The sequence below is a fragment of the Cupriavidus sp. C3SS-1 genome (assembly GCF_057073755.1).
Genome location: NZ_CP172699.1, coordinates 2863085 through 2881279 on the forward strand (window position 1 = coordinate 2863085; position 18195 = coordinate 2881279).

The following is an 18195-nucleotide window of genomic DNA, read 5'->3' on the forward strand; positions in this document are numbered from 1 at the left end:
GCCGGCAACCACAGCAGCGCGGCCGGATGAAAACGTTTTCATTGAAGGCGGAAAAAATCGGGAGTCAAGACATTCCGTCGCTGCGCCGCGTCACGCGGGCAGCCGGGAAGGCTCGGCCCCCTGCTTTGCTGCGCATTGTCGAACGCCGGCATGACAGGGCGATGACAGCGGCGCGAGTCGGCTCGCGTGGCCCGGCATCGGCATCGGCATCGGCATGACGGAATTTTGGCGTCACCAGCCTCGGGCAGGAGGTGGCAAGGAAAATCGGTCAGAGCGTCATACCCGCCTGATGTGGCAGGCGCTCGGCAGCAAACGAGTCGACACCGGCGCGTGCGGCGCTTAGCCGTCGTTCAGTGTTCTGAGGAATGGGGCCACGTCCGGGATATCGGCTTCAGACCAAACCGGCTGTTCGCCCTTGTGGAGCGTGAAGGGTGCGTTGATGCGATCGACATCGTCCTGCATTGCTGACGCCTTGGGCGGCTGACGGGAGCCGCCCTACGCTAACAATGCCCGCAACTGCCGCGCCATCGCCGGAACCACATCTCGGGCACGTCTGGCCAGGTTGACTTGCATGGTCGTGGATGCGGTTTCAATGAGGCCCGGCTCAATCTCGTAGCCCTTTCCGATCATCCACAAGAGAATCTCCATCATGTGCCAGAGGGAGCTGGGGCCATCATGCACTGGTGCCGGGAATGAATCCGGATTGGCAACACCCTCAGAAGGAAGTTGAAGAAGCGCTAAGGTACCCGGAATCGCAGGGCTGGCGCATCGATAAGGCGAAGGGAAACGGACATGCATGGGGTCGCACTTCGCCGTCGAGTTCCCAGTATCGAACCTCTCGCCAGCTCCGTAGGCGAAGGTCCTTGGCATTCGGACCCAGTCCTCGCTCACAATAGCGGCCAGGCATACGGCAGTGACCGTACGCCTGCGTCTAGCCTGCGCAATTACAACGCATTCGCGTGAACCGAATCCAAGGCTTCACACGCAATGGCCAATTGCTCGGCGAGCGCGGTTGAAGCCGACGTCATCGGCAAACGCAGTTCATCAGACAGCAAGCCATGCCTGGCCAGCAATGTCTTGACCGGGCCTGGGTTAGGTTCTGCAAACAGAAGCCGAATCAGCGGCATAAGGGCATGGAAAAGCTGGCGGGCGACGCTCAGGCGCTGGTCAGCCACTGCGCGCCACAACGCCGAGAAGAGATCAGGCCGAATATGCGCTGACGCAACGATGGCGCCCTGCCCGCCCATGCACAGCGTGGCATGCAGTTGGTGGTCCTCTCCCGCAAGGACAGCCAGGCGGCCATCGGCTATCAACGCCTGCGTGGTTTCAGCGTTGCCACCGCAGTCCTTGATGCCTCGGATATTGCCGTGGTTCGCCAGCGAGAGCAGCGTTTCGGCGCTCAGTGTCACCCCAGTGCGGTAAGGGATGTCATACAGCACCAGTGGTGCCCGGGATCTATCGGCCAGCTCGCGAAAGTATGCCTTCAATCCTTCCTGCGACGGTCTTATGTAGTACGGTGCAGGCGCCAGAACCCCCGCCAGCGGACGCTCGCCAATCCTGTCCAGGCGGCCCAGCACATGCCGGAGATTATTGCCAGCCAGGCCCATCATGACCGGCAACTCCCCGGCCTCGGCCAGCACGGTATCCAGAACAGCCAACTGTTCCGCCTCATCGAGTGCGGCGGCTTCGCCGGTGCTGCCGCACACCACCAATCCCGCCAGGCCGCTGCAGCGGTAATAAGCCACTAGCCGCCGCAGTGCGACGTAATCCACCTCATCGTTGCGAAAAGGGGTGACCAGGGGTAGCCAGATACCACGATAGAGATATTCCACTTCTTGCATTGCATGCTCCGGATCGACCGATTCGGAAACCGCACAGGCAAGCGACAGAGCAAGAGGCGCTCAAGACAGTAAGGGGGAAATTGGCAGACCGTCTTCTACACTGATGCTGTTCCGTCGCTCAACTGACGGAACAGCACGCTCCGGTCAGGTGAGCGACTGTTTTTTGGATTTGGCGCGCGCGCCCCACTGCGGTTGGTTCGCAGTGAGATCAAGAGAGAGGGAGGCAAGGCGGCGGCTCATGGTTGCGCCAATCTATCTGCTTCTCTGCAATCTCGTCAAGCGCAGCCTGGAAGGCGTTTCATCATCCAATACACAATAGTCGAGCAAGACGATATTGAGCCATGGTCTGGCCCAAGCCACGGATTGAAGTCCAGACGCCAGCGCCAAACAAGCGATCGAGTGTCGACGCCGCGCCACCTCGTGGTGGCGATTGCCGGCCTCGAAATGCAGGGCGATACTGGCGAACAGTTGGCGTCCCTGTGCCACGACAGACTGGGGGAGCAAATGGGCGAGAACGCAAAAACACCAGGCACCAGCCCCGCGCATGCCGGAGCGCCGTTCGCGGAGCTACCGGGCCAGGTCGTGCTGGTACTGCAAGGCGGTGGCGCACTCGGCGCCTATCAGGTGGGCGTCTACCAGTCCCTGCATGAGGCGGGTCTCGAGCCGGAGTGGGTGATCGGCACCTCGATCGGGGCGATCAACGGGGCCATCATCGCCGGCAATCCACCAGAGCAGCGGCTCTCGCGGCTCAAGCAATTCTGGGACGGCGTTGCCTATCGCGGCGCTGCCGAAGGGAGCGGCGGCCTTCGGCAGATGGAGGACTGGCTGCGGGTACTGTCGGTCACAACCCGGGGCATTCCCTCGTTCTTCACCCCAACCCTCGATGCCTGGTGGCTGGGCGTACGCGCCACTGTCGGCCTGGCCAGGGCGGCGTTCTACTCCACTTCGCCGCTACGCGCGACTCTGGCGAGGCTGGTCGACTTCGACTACCTCAACGCCAGGCAGACAAGGCTGACGGTCGGCACGGTCAGTGTCCGCAGCGGCCGCATGCGCTACTTCACCAACCGCGACGCGCCGCTGAACGTCGATCACGTGATGGCTTCGGCGGCGTTCCCTCCTGGCTTCCCGTCCGTGCAGGTCGACGGCGAGCCCTACTGGGACGGCGGCATCTATTCGAACACGCCGCTGGAAGCGATTCTCGATGACCGCCCGCGCCGCAGCTCGCTGATCTTTGCCGTGCAGCTTTGGCCCGCCAGCGGCCCGGAGCCCGATTCCATCTGGCAGGTGATGAGCCGGCTGCGGGATATCCAGTACTCCAGCCGGGCGGAATCCCATCTGGAACGGCAGCGGCAGATCCACCGCCTGCGGCATGTGATCCGCGAACTGGGCAAGCACATCCCCGAAAGCGAACGCGTGCAGGCCGACGTGCAGGAACTGCTCGGCTGGGGGTGTGGGACGACCATGCATGTGGTCGAGCTCGACGCGCCGCAACTCGATGGCAATGACATGCACCGCGATATCGACTTCTCCACGTGCGGGATCGAGCGCCGCTGGAGGGCCGGGTACGAGGACACGCAACGCGCACTGGAGCGTGCCCCGTGGCGCGATCCGCTGGATCCGATAGAGGGGATTGCCGTGCATCGGATCAGCACGGAGATGCCGGATGGCGCGGTTGAAGCGCCTTCGCGGAGGGCTTAGCGCCTGAAGCCAAAAGCGCCCTGTTGCGATCGAAGCCGCACTCTCTCGTCACTCTGACGGGATGTCCGGCACGTTTGCCGCGTGGTCCGTGGTGGGGATTTGTACCGCTCTGTATCGCGCCGCGGCGATGACACTCGCGCCGACAAACGGCGCTCGCACGCTTTACAGGCGAGATACATCGGTTTCCTTTAATGCTTTCCAAGGCCAGGCGACGAGCTGCAACGAAGCGGTCTCCGCCGGACCTCAACACTACTCATTGCTAAAGGAAATCGATCATGACTACCAACATCACCAAGCGCCTTGTCCTCGCTATCGCCCTGGTTGCCGCTGCCGCAGGTGCACAGGCTGCAGGCCTGTCGCACGTTGGCGCACGCGACCCGTTCACCGATGGTGCCCGTTCGGTCAGCGATGCACGTGACCCGTACACCGAAGGCGCCCGCTCGGTGCAGGAACCGCGCAGCCCATATGTCGACGGTGCGCGCAATGTGGATCCGTATTACGACGGCGCCCACTTTGTGGCGGGCCTGGATCAGAAGTGGCCTTCGGACGCGCCTGCTCGCAATGTCGATCCCTATCTTGACGGCGCGCTGGCGTAACGACCTGCTCCGTTCAGAAGCGCACCGAGCGGGGCGGCTGGCCGCATGCCTGCGGCCAGCCACCGCCCAATGCGATAACGGTGTTCTCAAGGAAACGGTTGCCATACGACCCCGCTCCGACATCTCATCCGATAAGCCGACTGCGGGCATCGCCCTCGTTATCGAAGGTTCTGCCACGTGTCTGCCGTCTACGCCACCTGCCTTAAGCGCCCCACGCGCTGACCGACGCCAGGCGCCCCGTGCAACATCCTCGACGTCTCGCTTCAACTTCCGACACATCCTCGGTCTGCTGCCGACGATGGGCCTCTTGCGCTGCTTCCCCGCCGGCACATCGTCGCCGTTGTTCAGCGCAGCATTCGCCCATCACAAAAGTCCACTTCCGGAAATATGAATTGCCGCTTTAGGCGGCGTCTCCCATCGTACGGGCAACGCACCTTTCGCTGGCGGTTTCTCGCGTGCCGGCAAATCAAGATGGAGACAATGATGCTTGGACTCAGGATTGCCAGTGTGTTCATGTCTGGCCTGCTTACCACAGCGATGGTGACATCGACTGCCCACGCCACGGACGCGTACCCGTCCAGGCCGATTACCCTGGTTGTTCCTTACTCCGCCGGCGGCCCCACTGATGTGGTCTCTCGCTCGCTCGCCGCTGCCATGACGCGTGAGCTCGGTCAAAGTGTCATCGTGGAGAACCGGGTCGGCGCCGGCGGTACGGTCGCGGCAGCGTACGTTGCCCGCGCCCAGCCCGACGGCTACACCATCCTGATTCACCACAACGGGATGGCCACAGCGCCCGCGCTTTACAAAAAGCTCTCCTACGATCCGCTCAAGGACTTCGAGTACATCGGGCAAGTCGCCGATGTGCCCATGACGCTCATGGGCCGTAAAGACCTACCCGCCTCGACGCTGCCGGAACTGATCCATTATGTTCGCCAGAACCGGGACAAAGTCTCGCTGGCTAACGCAGGCCTCGGCGCGGTGTCGCAATTGTGTGGCCTGCTGTTTGAGGAGTCGGTGCAAACCAAGATGACGGCGGTTCCCTATCCCGGCGCCGGGCCCGCACTTACCGCATTGCTGGGCGGGCAAGTCGACCTGCTATGTGATCAGACGACTGCCACGCTACCGCAGATCAAGGCCGGCCGCGTGAAGCTTTTCGGCGTCACCACGGCGCAACGGATTGCCGCGCTACCCCAGGCCCCAACGCTTCAGGAAGGCGGTCTCAAAGGCTTCGAGGTCAAGGTCTGGCACGGCATCTATGCGCCGAAAGGCACGTCGCCGAGCATCACGAAGCGCATCACGGAGGCGCTACAGAAGGGACTGCGGGACCCGGCAGTCGTAGCAAAGCTCACCGAATTGGGTGCGCAGATCGTCCCGTTGGACAAACAGACCCCGCAGGGGCTGCAGCACTGGCTGAAGGCCGAGAGCGACAAATGGCAACCGCTGTTGCGCAACCTGAAAGTTGAGGCCGACTGATTCCGCACGCGTGCAAACTGGCGACCAGTCTCGATGCGATGGCTGGTCTCTTCGGTGACGTCATAACAGATTCATAAGAAGAAGGTGACGGCCTTTAAGCTTTACGATCCGGACTGCACGTTAGTGCGAACCGAACTGGAGATGTTGCGCCAGATCCAGATCCCCCCGTCGCACATACCCACATCCGATCTCCAGCTCATTTCCGCCCCTTTCCGATTTGCCGCGGCCCTCAGGAAGCATTTCGCAATAGAGCTAACACAAAAACCATCGCCGTGGATCGTCATGCAGTTGGCGAGGCCTTGCATGGGCACACCGCCGCTGCAATTCCATTACCGCCGCTTCCGCCGGTTCGGGCGTATTACTGAACCGAGCGCCCAGCAGAAATTTCCGCGACCAATTTCGAATTCACCCGGTTGATTCCGTACCCAACGTCTAGTTCCATGTCTCCGATGGCGACTTGCCATGCATATCGGAGCCAAAAGTGGCCTCAATCGGAAGCGAGATTCTTCCCAAAGCAAATCCTGTAGCCTCTTGCGCTGCGTCAAGCTCACGTAACGCACTCTCAGGCGCCGAGGTCGGCCGGGGCACTGGCGAGGGCCGTTTCAATCGTGGCGCCGGATTGTCTGCGCAGGCTACAGACACTGGTGGATCGAGTTACCGCAGAGGGGGTACGGTAGTGGCCTGGAGGCCATGACGATGAGGTTACTTATGGACTTGTTAAAGGATTGGATCCTCGCCTACCGAATCACGGTCAGAAGATATCCAGCCTTGCCAGTCCACTTCTGCGGAGCAACTTTATTCGTAACGCTGGCTGCGGCATTGTCTACGCTAGTTCCCTACCTCTTGCGTGAGGCAACCAATGCTCTATCTGTAGACGCCACACATAGCGCTACAGGCTCGCCGGTGCTTCTGGCAGCCGCCTACGGACTCGCCTGGACTGCTGGTCGCGCATTCGATTGGCTGAAAGCCATACTTTCCGCGGCCATTCTTGCAAGATGTGATGCCGCATTCCATAACGCCATCTTTGCCAGACTCATCAGGGTTGACTACCAACGCCTGGCGGCAGAAGATCCGGGCAAGCTGGTTTCAGTCATCGCTCGAAGTCGCGCGGCTTTCAGTGCAATCACGTTTGCGGTGTTTTGGGCAATAGCCCCGACTGCTCTCCAGTTGATAATGTCCAGCGTCGTTCTGTGGCAACTGACCGGCGGCGCGTTCGCTCTTGGATTTGCCATATCCATGTTGCTTCTCTTTGCCGCGACATGGTTCCTGGCGGACAAAAGCAAGAGCGCCCACGAAGAGATTTTCAGCGGTGCCGACATGCTGTCGAGCCATCTCGTTGAAAAGCTCGGATTCATGCTGGACATCAAAGTCAACAACGCGTACCTGAGAGAAGACGCCGCGTTGCACCGCATGCTCGATGTCTATATCGGTAAAGTGACCAGCGGAAACACCCACCTCGCGCTTCTGCTCGCGGCCCAATCCATCTGCACCGGCATGTTGCTCACCCTCTTCACGGTGACGACCGCGTATGGTGTTACCCATTCGGAATTCCGCGCAGGCGATTTCGTCATGATTGTTAGCTACATCGTGACGCTAGCAATGCCTTTCACTAACCTTGCGGGGTCGTTGTCCGATCTGCGCCGCAACCATCTCGCGCTGCGCGAGAGTTTCGGACTTCTGGAGCTGCCAATCGAGCGCAGCGAATCCAACGCGCAGATCGACCGAACTGCGAACGAGGTCTGTCGCATCGAGCACGCAGTTATCGCACAAGGGGACAAGCAGCTTTTGCAGGGCGTGAACATCACCATCAGGCGGGGAGAGTTTGTCGCGCTCACTGGGCCATCGGGCGCAGGCAAATCGAGCCTGGTCCACTTGATGCTCGGACTCGCCCGACCCGCGGCTGGCACGGTCTACCTCTTTGGCGCGGACGTCAGCAAGCTGTCCATCAGCGATATCGCGCGCGAAGTCGCTGTCGCACCTCAAGCGCCGATGATCCTCACCGGCTCGCTCAGGGCGAATCTGACCTACGGCTGCGACAATCCGCCGTCAGACCACGCACTGCATCAACTCATTGCCTTGCTCGAACTGCATGAGATCGCCGCAGAAGGAATCGGCGATATCCTGGATCGCCCACTGGGCATTCAAGGCAGGGCCCTATCAGGGGGAGAACGCCAGCGTGTTGCGCTGGGCCGTGCGCTCGCGCGCCGCCCAGCGGTCATCATTCTGGATGAGCCCACGTCATCGCTCGACCCGGAACGCGAGGCGCGAGTTTTTGCCCGTGTCCGGCAACGGGTACCAACGCTAATCGTGATTACGCATCGCCATGCGCTGGTCCAGGAAGCAGATCGCGTATATCGTGTCGCGAACGGCAGCGTCCAAGAGCATTCCCCGTGCGTTGCGAACGCCGCGGGGTGACCAGCGATCTGCAGCGTGCCATGCCAGGCAGTTGCCCCTTCTACTGGTATGCGACCTGACGGCACAGCGTTTTGGCGGCTCGACCATGCCACCCACGCTTCAGTTGCGGCGTCGGATCGATGGGCTATCGAATCAACGCCCCTGCCCGGCTTTTGCCGGCACCCCGTCCAGCGAAAGCAACTCCATTCGCGCAGCATCGAATCGCGCGCACTCTGCCTTGAGCCACGTAGAGAAAATAGTCACGCGCCGATCCTCAGCGTTCCGAGAAAGCAGCATGTAGCGCGCCGGCGCGCGTACGTGCTTGCCGAAGACGTTCACCAGCCGTCCGCTCCTGATCTCGTCATAGACCAAGGCCGTACGCCCCATCGCCACCCCCTGGTGGTTCAACGCCGCGCTGATGGCAAGACTCGACAGATTGAACTGCGGCCCCTCCAGATGCGCAATCCATGCCGGGTGAAACGCCTCAAGCCATGTGCGCCATTCCACGAACTCGGCTGCGCCGACCCATGGCGATGCGTCATGCAGCAACATGACACCGTCGAGCGACGCTCCATCAGCTAACCCGGGATGCCGGGCGAGGTACTCGGGCGTGGCCACAGGAATCAGGTATTCATCCAGCAAGACGTCAGCGTGCAACTGGCTGTAGCGGACCGGGTCGTAACGCACTGCCACGTCAATATCCTCCGCGTCCATCGATTGCCTGTCCAGCGGCTGGAACTCGGCTTTCAGGCGCACGGACACATCCGGCTGCTCCCGGTGGAACTCGGTCAGACGCGGCATCAGCCATTGCAGCGCAAACGATGGCAGGCAATTGACCTGCAAAGGCGCGTTTGGCAGGCCGAGTCGCTGAATCGTCTGCTGGATGTCATGCAGCGCGCGCGTCGTCGTCTCGAACAGCGCCTCGCCCTTTGGCGTCAGCTTCAAGTTGCGCGGCTGGCGCACGAAGAGCACGTAGCCGAGACGGTCTTCCAGATGCCGAATCTGCTGGCTCACCGCGCTTTGGGTGAGGCTCAGCGATTCGGCGGCCTTGGTGAAGCTCAGCAGGCGCCCCGCGGCTTCGAAACACCGCAGCGCCCCGAGAACAGAGGAATCGAGCTGCATTCGTATTAGCCTGGCTAATGCTTGCGTTAGAAACGATCGCTATTTTTGCACGAGCGCAGCGCCTACGATCACACCTCATAAGGAATTCCTTTGGAAGGACGTAATGGCCACTCTGCCGCTCTCTGGCGACCTATTAGCAAGACTTCAATCCCGACAACCGCTGCTTTGGCTGAATCCGAAGCTGGGGCAACCCCTGCCGGCTTCCGCCCCATCGACGGAAGGGATCGCATCGGCCGAGGCGCTTCTTGCACGGTGTGAACCCCTCATGGCGACGCTGTTTCCGGAACTGGCCTCAAGCCATGGGCAAGTCGAATCGCAACTGATGCCCGCCACCCGACTACAGCATGCGATCGTCGGCAACGTCGGCGCCGAGGGCGCTTGGTTCATCAAGCGTGACGACGAACTACCGATTGCCGGTTCCATCAAGGCTCGCGGCGGCTTTCATGAAGTGCTGGCGATTGCCGAATCCATCGCGATCGAACACGGCATCCTCGACCCGGACGGTGACCGCCGCGTGCTGGCGACGCCGGCAGCGCGCGCGCTGTTCTCGCAATACTCGGTGAGGGTCGGCAGCACGGGCAACCTTGGCCTGAGCATCGGCGTGATGGCGGCCGCTCTCGGGTTCGATGCGGTTGTGCATATGTCCGCGGACGCCAAGGCGTGGAAGAAGGATCGCCTGCGCAAACGCGGTGTACGCGTCGTGGAACATGAAGGCGACTACGCAGAAGCCGTGGCAGCGGGCCGGGAACAGGCGCTGGCAGCGCCGCGCTGCCATTTTGTGGATGACGAGCGCTCCGCCCTGCTCTTCTTCGGGTACGCCGCTGCGGCACGTCACCTGGCGCACCAACTGACCGAAGCCGGCCGCGTCGTGGATGCCGCGCATCCGCTCTTCGTCTATCTGCCCTGCGGTGTCGGCGGTGCGCCCGGTGGTATCACTTACGGGCTCAAGGCACTGTTCGGCGAACATGTGCACTGTTTCTTCGCCGAGCCCGTAGCCTCGCCGTGCGTACTGGTGCAGTTGGCCTCAGGTGCGCAAACTCCCGTATCCGTCTACGACATCGGCCTGGATAACCGGACCGACGCCGATGGCCTTGCCGTCGGCCAGGCATCCCATCTGGTCAGCCCGTTGATGGCCTCCCAACTCGCCGGCGTGTTCACCGTCCCCGACGATCAACTCTACGTTCAGTTGCTCGCGCTCAAGACGTCGATGGGCGTGGAAGTCGAACCGTCAGCGGCGGCCGGCATCGGCGGCCCGGGCTGGCTGCGTGGCTCACCCGAGGGCCAGGCGTATGTGCGCGATCATGGATTGAACATGCACGACGCCACGCATGTGATCTGGTCCACCGGTGGCTCGCTCGTTCCGCCTGAGGAGCTTCGGCGGTTCCAGGATTACGCCGCAACGCTGGGCGGCCATGGGTCTGGCGCGATGCGACAGGCGGCCTGACCCGGTTGTCGTCGCCCCAACGGCGCTTCTATCCTCGGGAGGACTCTGGAATCGACAACGTCTATTGCCGCCGCACAAAGCTGCCGCCAATTGCGGAGCCTCCTATCAGGTATCGATTTGCCATTATCATGACGTCACCCTTCGTCACTCGATGAGCGAACAGATGAGCGCGCCACCCCTTGTTGCCGAATCTCGTGTTGCAGTACTTGTCGACTGCGATAACACGACACCGGACATACTGGACTACGCCCTTCGCGTTGTGGCCCAGTTTGGACGCGTGGTACTCCGGCGCGGCTATGGCAATCAAAGCACGCTCGGAAAGACATGGCAGGAAGCGCTGGTTCGGCAGGCCTTTACGCCCTGCCTTCAGTATCAATACGCGGCGGGAAAGAACACCGCCGACATTGCACTTGCGCTGGATGCGCTGGAAGCCATGTTCGATCACCGGGCTGACAAATTCTGCCTGGTAACCAGCGACTCTGATTTTGCCTATCTCTGCCGTAAGCTCCGAGAGCGTGGCGCGACGGTTTGCATCGTTGGAGAGGCTAAAACGCCGGAAGCGCTGCGCAATGCCAGCGACCAATTCTTCGAATGGACACCGGCACTGGTCCCCGCAGCGGTTTCCGAGACGGTCGGTGGTGCTCCCGTCCAGACGAAGCCAGCTCCTCCAAAGCCACCTCAAGTCAAACGACGACCCAGGTTCGTGGTCGAAGCCATCAGCTTGCTTGCCGCCAACACCTCCGAGGGCCGCGTGCATCTCGGTGCGCTGGGACAGTATCTCAAGCGTACCGATCCCAGCTTCTCGCCCGCCAGCTATGGACATTCAGGCCTGGTGGACATGCTGAAGACCTACGACCTTCTCGCCCTGAAGAGAGAGACCGGCGGTCATTACACCGTAGGACTGGCCGAAATGGGATTGAGCGACACGAACGCCGCTGCCGCGCCTGCGTTGGCAACCGGCAACTAGCCAGAAAGCCTCATCCGAAGCTCCGCACATGGTGTCGGACGTGCAATGCAGGCTGCGGAAGCTGGCGGCCGTGCCTGTCGTTGTCAACCCGTTCAGCCGGGCACACGATGCCGACTCCTACCGGGTGAAATGCAGCAACCTCGACGGCTGAACCGATGAAGCCGATTCGTTTGATCCGCCGCTGGGAATCGGTTTGCCGCAGGCTTCACGTCTCGGAGTTGGCAGAGCGCCATGCGCTTGTCCCCAGCGCCCTGCTCGCTCTAAGCTTTGATCCAAAGAAGGTCAATCGCTGATCGCGCGCAACACCTACCTCCCGGAGGCATTCCCGTGACTTCAGACCAATTGCCCGTCCGCCTGGCCGTTGCCGGACTCATCCACGAGACCAACACGTACGCCGCCGAATTCGCGGGCATGACGCCGCTGCGCGCGTTCGAGCAGTATCGGGGCGACGAGATCCGCGCGGCGTTCGACAAATCGAATCATCAGGTGGGCGGCTTTATCGAAGGCGCGCGCAGGACCGGCGCCACGCTCATTCCCACCTATGTCGGGCAGGCGACGCCCTCGGGCACGATCGAAGCCGGCGCGTATGCCGCCATGAAGCAAGACATCCTCGAAGGCATTCGCGCTGCGCTGCCGGTTGACGGCGTGCTGCTGGCCCTGCATGGCGCCGGTGTCGCCGACGGCACTGAAGACGTCGAAGGCGATCTGGCGCTTGCCGTTCGTGCGCTGGTCGGGCCGCGTGTCCCGATGGCCGCGGTCTACGATTTGCACGGCAACATGACGGACGCGATGCGCGACGCTTGCGACCTGACGTTGCCGTGCAAGCTGTATCCGCATACCGACTTCCATGACCGGGGCGTCGAAGCCGTCGAGCTGCTGCTTGAGATGATTCGGGGCGGGCTCACACCGGTCACCGCAATGCGACGCCTGCCGATGCTGCCGTACATCGTGACGACACAAGACGGGTTCATCCCGGCGGAAGTCAACGACGTTTGCCGGAAGCTGGCCGCACAGCCCGGCGTCATCGACTGCTCGTGGTTCCACGGTTTCCCCTACGCGGATATCGCGGCCCCCTGCCCGGCGGTCGTGTGCACCACAACCGGAGACGCCGCGCTTGCGCAGCGTTGCGTCGACGAAGTCGCGCAATGGATCTGGTCGCATCGCGAGGCGTTCCGTCCGACGTTTCCGACCCCCGCACAGGGCGTCGCCCTTGCCCTGTCGGCGGCAGAGGGGCCTGTCGTTGTCAACGAGTACGCAGACAACCCGGGCGGCGGCACACCCGGAGACGGCACGCATCTGCTTCGCGCGTTACTGGACGCCAATCCGCCCGCCGGCACGTGCTGCTTCGCGTCGATCAACGATGCGGCCGTGGTTGCACATGCACAGCGCGCGGGTGTCGGGGCCACGATCAGGGTCTCGCTGGGCGGCAAGCAAGGACGCTTCCAGGGCGCGCCGATCGAGGCGGATGCCTATGTGAAGTGCATCACGGACGGTCGGTTCGTGAATCGCCCTGGGGCGATGTTCGAAGGCGTTCGCTTCGACCTGGGTGCTATGTGTCGCCTCATCATCAATGGTGTCGATGTCATCGTGGCTTCGCGTGCCGAGCAGATCTTTGATGTCGAGCCGTTTGCGATGCACGGGCTGGATGTTACCGGGTACAAGATCGTTGCGATCAAGGGGGCCAACCACTTCCGTGCTGGGTATCGGACGGTGGCTAAGCAGATCATTTCTGTCGACAGTGAGGGCTTGAGTACGGCTGCGATTGCGTCGTTTCCGCGCGAAAGGCTTTCCGGGGAGTTTTGGCCTTTGTCGGACAAGGTGCAGTTCGATGGTGGTGCCGATGTCGCATAGCGAGGAAAGGGGGACAGATCTATTTCCGACCGTGATCTTAAAATAGATCCGCTCCTCTTTCTTCTAATCTGCCCATTGATTTGGCGATAGTGACTCTCGCAACTGTTTCGCCGCCTCCAAACGATATTCGATTGCCGCACGGTTTTGTGTCGAATAAACCCTAGAGGCGAATCGTCTTCTTTCGAACTCCGGACTTCGATTGATATACGGCCCGATTATCCTATCCATCTCATTAGCGAAATAGCCGTCTGGCGCCAACAGGGATGGATCATCTTCTGCCAATCTCGGGAGGCTGAAAATAAACGCTGCGATTTTCTTTCGCTTTTCCTCCAATTTCTTTGCTACACGCAATCCCTGCTCACGCAACTTCCTCCCGTCCGCTTCTGTCAGCACTTGTTTCGCAATAGCGCGATCGATTGTCCGAGTCACACAATCTTCAATATTGATGTCGAGACTTATTTGGCGACTACGCGCCTCATCTTTCTGCGGCAATTCCGGCTGCATGAGCGATTTTCGCAAGCCTGTACAATCTTCCGCAACCTCGAATACGACAGGTCGCAAGAACTGCTCTCGGCGAAGCCGATATGCTTCAATGCGTGCAACAACCAGCTTCGCCTCGACGTCCTTGAGCTCTGCCTCCTTCCTGGCGAGTTGCTCATCTACTGCAGCCTTCTGGTAGAGAGGGATAACCGTGTAGAAGATGCCAAACAATGCGATTGCCACACCGGCTATTTGTGCTATGGCTGCACCGCGAGTTAGCCATACATCAACACGATGTGTGAACGTAGCTTGTTGGCCCTCTTTCGTCTTTTCTATCGATCGCAGTCGATTTTTTGTCAATCGCCTTGGCATGATTTCCCGATAGTAATTTCAGGTAGCACATAAAAACACATCGAATTAAGCATGTCACATGGGGCTTGTAGGAGGTCTCAGCAGTGCTTCGTAGGACGTGCATCTATAGGGAATTGCCGTCGCCATAATCTGCATGTAGGCTTCCTCCCGTCAAGTGCTGAACACACTCTCGCAGCGGCCTTACCGCACCTGGACAGCTTGCGGTCATTCTCTCAGGAGCCGCCATGAAAATCAGATCCACTGGCACGCAAGTTCGGACTATCAAGATTAGTCGGACTCACTTCCCGGTTGTTCCAGGAAACAACAACAACTTCACAGGTCTGCGAACGATCCCTTGGATTCGGTTGCGAGGCGTTTGGTTGGAGCGGGCAGGATTCAGCGTCGGTCAATCTCTGAAGGTTAAGGTTCAGCGTCAGCGGATAGTTATTTGGGTGGGCTAACGTAGAGAGTCAAATCGGTGGGCGCCGGCGACGGTCCCTACCGTCCCAAAGCTGACAGTTAATCTGGTCCCTACCAGCGGCTGGTCTTCGGCCGAAGCGGAAGCTCACCACTTGTCTCGAGAACTCCCGGATCTATGCCCTTTGCGGCCGGTCAGGCTTTCGAGAAGCTGACTCGCAAATCATGAGGCGTGCACTACGTCCCTTTATTGGACTGGCATCAAGGCTAAAATAGCGCGGGCTGTCGCTTCTGACCGCCGCCTGAGTCTCTGGCCGTGACAGTCTCGATTGGCTTGCCCAACAGCAGGAAGTCGGGGATGCCGAGCGGGTGCACAGTCTTCAGCGCACCTCCCGTGTCTTCCTTGAGTTTCTCCCGCAACTCCATCAGAAGCCTGCCTAGGACGTTCTGTCCGACCAATATATCGCCGGCTTCATCCGCCAATTTGGCGCCCCAATAGTCATCCTTACGCGACTGCTCGACGATCGGCCGATCGCGCGTGGCGAGCAGCAGCCGAGCGAACTCCTCGTAGTTCTGCGCAAGCTTCACGCGCAGGCACCAGCGCATGACCTTGTACCGGACCTCATCCCAGTCTGACCTTGAGTCCTTACGATACGGTTTGCTCTTCATCTTGGCGGTCATCGGGCTGTGCTGCCCGATGATTTCCCGTTGGACCTCTGGTAGGTGGGGGAAACGGCACGCCTGATACAGAGCCTCTGTCGTCAAGATGCGGACGCCGTTGATCTGTAGCGGGTAACCCGACGCCATGTTCGACAGGCCGCCGAAGTCTTCCTTCGTCTTGAAGACGACGACCACCTCACTGCGAACATAGGTCCGCAGCAGGCGATTCTCGGCCGGATCGGTGTTAGAGCGCCGCAAGGTCATCGAAGATGTTTCCCGCGGACGAGTAGGTTTCCCGCTGTAGTAACGGATACCAGTGCAGGGCTCCCAAAGTCGACTCAGGGTCTCCCCACCACATGGCAAGCGGGCAGTTGTTCGGACAATTCCGATACGTGGCAATCATTGAGCCGAAGCCCACGCCGAACGGGCTGAAGCCTAGGGGGCGGATGGATTGCTTCGGGTTCTCACACATGGCCCGGATCTTGGCGCCGGCGATGAGAAACTCGCTCTCTAAGATCTGACGCCCCGCCTCCGACGAGAATGGCGCAATAGGCTTCGCACTTGGTTGACGCGGCTCAAAGGGGAATCTCGACGGCAGCGCCATGTAGGCCTGAACCTCGGCGACGTTCGGGACTGCCGTGGGCCAAAGCACTTCTGAACTGTTCTTATGCGCCTTCTGATTCTCGACCGTGAGCGCTCGCCAGTATTTAATAGCGATCTTCTTGCCGGAATTCGCTATCACTCCGTTGAGTTTCCGCTCGACGAGAAACTGACCCAGTGTGTGGTAAGCCGCGACTATGACGTGAACCGTGGCCGACTGCGGCGCATCGTTGACGATCCACGGCTCAAGATCATTGCCTACCCTGTTGCCGCTGAACATCACGTCATCAAGGTAGATGAAGTCGCCGCCATCTTCTCCGCAATCATCCAAGTCAAGGCCACACTCGTCTTCAAGGCACTTCGAGAAGAGCTTCAGCATCTCCTTCTGGCTCTGCCCGTTCTGCTGGATGCTCAAGAAGTTCGCGGACGACCAATACTCCGTAGGATCATCCCCGGCCAGTTTTTGGTTGGTAACGAGGTGACGCAGGAAGTCCTTCACATTCTTCCGAGTGATGAAGGTCCGCTTGATGACGTGGTCAAACTCGCGCAGGAACGGCAACTGGTGAGCAGGCGTGAACTGATGAAGCCAACGGTCGACGTGCTCCGGCGTCGGTTCGGGAAGGTCCCCTTTTCGATAGGTCCTGATCTCGCTCGCGACGGAAGCAAGCAGGTCATCACGTTCACTCATCTAGTTTTCTCCAGCCAATCAATCAAAGGGACTCGCGTTTTCCCGAATGCCGGACTCTAAAGCTCTGACAGCATGTCTCGTGGGATAGCCGTTGTCTGCTTCGGAGCAACGTATTTAACGACCTCTTCTGGCCGATAGGAGCCATTGTATATCCATGTCATGAGAGTCCGCTAATGCTGAAGCAAGTAGTACTGGCCGGCTGCTTCTGGCCGGTAACAGCCGTTTTTCATATCAGCGGGCCATAAAAAATGGGAGCCATCAGCTCCCATTTTGCATCACTATTAAAAAATAAAAAACTCAATCCCAGCTCAACGCCCCACCCGTCTGATACTCAATAACCCGAGTCTCAAAGAAGTTCCTCTCCTTCTTCAAGTCAATCATCTCAGACATCCACGGGAACGGGTTCTCCTCATTCGGGAACAGCTGATCCAGCCCAATCTGCTGGCAACGACGATTGCAGATGAACCGCAGGTAAGACTTGAACATCGGCGCATTCAGACCCAGCACGCCACGCGGCATGGTGTCCTCAGCATAGCGATACTCCAGATCCACCGCCTTCTTGAACAGTTCGGTGATCTCAGCCTTGAACTCCGCCGTCCACAGATGCGGATTCTCCAGCTTGATCTGATTAATCAAGTCAATCCCAAAATTGCAGTGCAGCGACTCATCCCGCAAGATGTACTGATACTGCTCCGCCGCCCCAGTCATCTTGTTCTGCCGCCCCATCGCCAGGATCTGCGTGAAGCCCACATAGAAGAACAGCCCTTCCATGATGCAGGCGAACACGATCAGCGACTTCAGCAGCTTCTGGTCGTTTTCCGGCGTGCCGGTCTTGAACGACGGGTCGGTCAGCGTGTCGATGAACGGGATCAGGAACTCGTCCTTGTCGCGGATCGACTGCACTTCGTGGTACGCGTTGAAGATCTCGGCTTCGTTCAGGCCCAGCGATTCAACGATGTACTGGTAGGCATGCGTGTGGATGGCCTCTTCAAAGGCCTGGCGCAGCAGGTACTGGCGGCATTCCGGCGCGGTGATCTGGCGGTAGGTGCCCAGCACGATGTTGTTGGCGGCCAGCGAGTCGGCGGTGACGAAGAAACCGAGGTTGCGCTTGATGATGCGGCGCTCATCTTCGGTCAGGCCGTTGGGGTCTTTCCACGTGGCGATGTCGCGGGACATGTTGATTTCCTGCGGCATCCAGTGGTTGGCGCAGCCGGCCAGGTACTTTTCCCACGCCCACTTGTACTTGAACGGGACGAGCTGGTTGACGTCGGTCGAGCCGTTGATCACGCGCTTGTCGGCGGCGTTGACGCGGCGGTTGCTCTGCGCGGCGGCGGCGTTGGGGTTGTTGCCCAGGATGCCGGCTTGCGTGGCGCTCGACGGCAGCACGCCTTGCTGGTCAGCGGTGGCAGCCGATGCAGCGGGTTGCAGGGCAGGCTGCGGTGCGGCCTGCGGGGTGGCTTGAACGTCGTCGTCCCAGCTCAGCATGATGTTGTTCTCCGTGATTCGATTGGGGGGCGCGGTGGTCAGAAATGACGGCTCACGTTGTGGTGGCGCCGGCCCTCTCCCCCGGCCCCTCTCCCGCTTGCGGGAGAGGGGTGCAAACCCCGGGGGTG

The 18195-nt window shown here is 60.3% G+C and carries 15 protein-coding genes; 8 read left to right on the forward strand and 7 right to left on the reverse strand.

Annotation, left to right across the window (positions count from 1 at the left end):
- Nucleotides 1-339: 339 nt before the first annotated feature.
- Nucleotides 340-462 carry a hypothetical protein gene (locus tag ACIGJC_RS13315; protein ID WP_483709366.1) on the reverse strand — a complete coding sequence of 41 codons (123 nt, stop codon included), beginning with the start codon at nucleotides 460-462 and terminating at the stop codon, nucleotides 340-342.
- Between the two features lie 482 nt (nucleotides 463-944).
- Nucleotides 945-1841 carry a 4-hydroxy-tetrahydrodipicolinate synthase gene (gene dapA, locus ACIGJC_RS13320; protein WP_483709367.1) on the reverse strand — a complete coding sequence of 299 codons (897 nt, stop codon included), beginning with the start codon at nucleotides 1839-1841 and terminating at the stop codon, nucleotides 945-947.
- Nucleotides 1842-2345: 504 nt separating this feature from the next.
- On the opposite strand from dapA, the gene ACIGJC_RS13325 reads away from it, so the two are divergent.
- The 4 genes from ACIGJC_RS13325 (at nucleotide 2346) to ACIGJC_RS13340 (ending at nucleotide 8023) form a co-directional block, all read left to right on the forward strand.
- On the forward strand, nucleotides 2346-3539 hold the full coding sequence (locus tag ACIGJC_RS13325) for a patatin-like phospholipase family protein (RefSeq protein ID WP_483711540.1): 1194 nt from the start codon (nucleotides 2346-2348) through the stop codon (nucleotides 3537-3539).
- Nucleotides 3540-3814: 275 nt separating this feature from the next.
- A complete protein-coding gene (locus ACIGJC_RS13330) occupies nucleotides 3815-4135 on the forward strand; it encodes a hydroxyquinol 1,2-dioxygenase (protein WP_483709369.1) in 321 nt (106 codons plus the stop codon).
- Between the two features lie 513 nt (nucleotides 4136-4648).
- Nucleotides 4649-5608 carry a tripartite tricarboxylate transporter substrate-binding protein gene (locus ACIGJC_RS13335; RefSeq protein ID WP_483711541.1) on the forward strand — a complete coding sequence of 320 codons (960 nt, stop codon included), beginning with the start codon at nucleotides 4649-4651 and terminating at the stop codon, nucleotides 5606-5608.
- Between the two features lie 708 nt (nucleotides 5609-6316).
- Entirely contained in the window at nucleotides 6317-8023 is a 1707-nt protein-coding gene (locus tag ACIGJC_RS13340) for an ATP-binding cassette domain-containing protein (RefSeq protein ID WP_483709370.1), read from the forward strand.
- A 132-nt stretch (nucleotides 8024-8155) separates the two neighbouring features.
- Here ACIGJC_RS13340 and ACIGJC_RS13345 read toward each other — a convergent pair whose 3' ends face one another.
- Nucleotides 8156-9130, reverse strand: coding sequence for a LysR substrate-binding domain-containing protein (locus ACIGJC_RS13345; protein WP_483711542.1), 975 nt, complete (start codon nucleotides 9128-9130; stop codon nucleotides 8156-8158).
- A 97-nt stretch (nucleotides 9131-9227) separates the two neighbouring features.
- Between ACIGJC_RS13345 and ACIGJC_RS13350 the strand changes: the two genes are divergently transcribed.
- The 3 genes from ACIGJC_RS13350 to ACIGJC_RS13360 all read left to right on the forward strand — a co-directional run bounded on the left by ACIGJC_RS13350 (nucleotide 9228) and on the right by ACIGJC_RS13360 (nucleotide 13386).
- The gene (locus ACIGJC_RS13350; protein ID WP_483709371.1) at nucleotides 9228-10568 is read left to right on the forward strand and encodes a D-serine ammonia-lyase; all 1341 of its coding nucleotides are present in this window, start codon (nucleotides 9228-9230) and stop codon (nucleotides 10566-10568) included.
- Nucleotides 10569-10731: 163 nt separating this feature from the next.
- The gene (locus ACIGJC_RS13355; RefSeq protein WP_483711543.1) at nucleotides 10732-11535 is read left to right on the forward strand and encodes an NYN domain-containing protein; all 804 of its coding nucleotides are present in this window, start codon (nucleotides 10732-10734) and stop codon (nucleotides 11533-11535) included.
- Nucleotides 11536-11862: 327 nt separating this feature from the next.
- The gene (locus ACIGJC_RS13360; RefSeq protein WP_483709372.1) at nucleotides 11863-13386 is read left to right on the forward strand and encodes a M81 family metallopeptidase; all 1524 of its coding nucleotides are present in this window, start codon (nucleotides 11863-11865) and stop codon (nucleotides 13384-13386) included.
- A gap of 63 nt (nucleotides 13387-13449) precedes the next feature.
- Here the strand turns inward: ACIGJC_RS13360 and ACIGJC_RS13365 are convergent, their stop codons facing one another.
- Nucleotides 13450-14109 (reverse strand): hypothetical protein, encoded by a 660-nt coding sequence (locus ACIGJC_RS13365; protein WP_483709373.1) that lies wholly within the window; start codon nucleotides 14107-14109, stop codon nucleotides 13450-13452.
- 353 nt (nucleotides 14110-14462) lie between these two features.
- Between ACIGJC_RS13365 and ACIGJC_RS13370 the strand changes: the two genes are divergently transcribed.
- On the forward strand, nucleotides 14463-14678 hold the full coding sequence (locus tag ACIGJC_RS13370) for a SymE family type I addiction module toxin (protein ID WP_483709374.1): 216 nt from the start codon (nucleotides 14463-14465) through the stop codon (nucleotides 14676-14678).
- A 223-nt stretch (nucleotides 14679-14901) separates the two neighbouring features.
- Here the strand turns inward: ACIGJC_RS13370 and ACIGJC_RS13375 are convergent, their stop codons facing one another.
- From ACIGJC_RS13375 to ACIGJC_RS13385, 3 genes are all read right to left on the reverse strand, one after another.
- Entirely contained in the window at nucleotides 14902-15558 is a 657-nt protein-coding gene (locus ACIGJC_RS13375) for an NADAR family anti-phage protein (RefSeq protein WP_483709376.1), read from the reverse strand.
- Nucleotides 15539-16582: a phosphoribosyltransferase-like anti-phage protein gene (locus ACIGJC_RS13380; protein WP_483709377.1), complete on the reverse strand. Its 1044-nt coding sequence runs from the start codon at nucleotides 16580-16582 to the stop codon at nucleotides 15539-15541. Before ACIGJC_RS13380 ends, ACIGJC_RS13375 begins: the two co-directional genes overlap by 20 nt.
- Before the next feature lie 297 nt (nucleotides 16583-16879).
- Nucleotides 16880-18067, reverse strand: coding sequence for a ribonucleotide-diphosphate reductase subunit beta (locus tag ACIGJC_RS13385; protein WP_116318196.1), 1188 nt, complete (start codon nucleotides 18065-18067; stop codon nucleotides 16880-16882).
- Nucleotides 18068-18195: the final 128 nt, after the last annotated feature.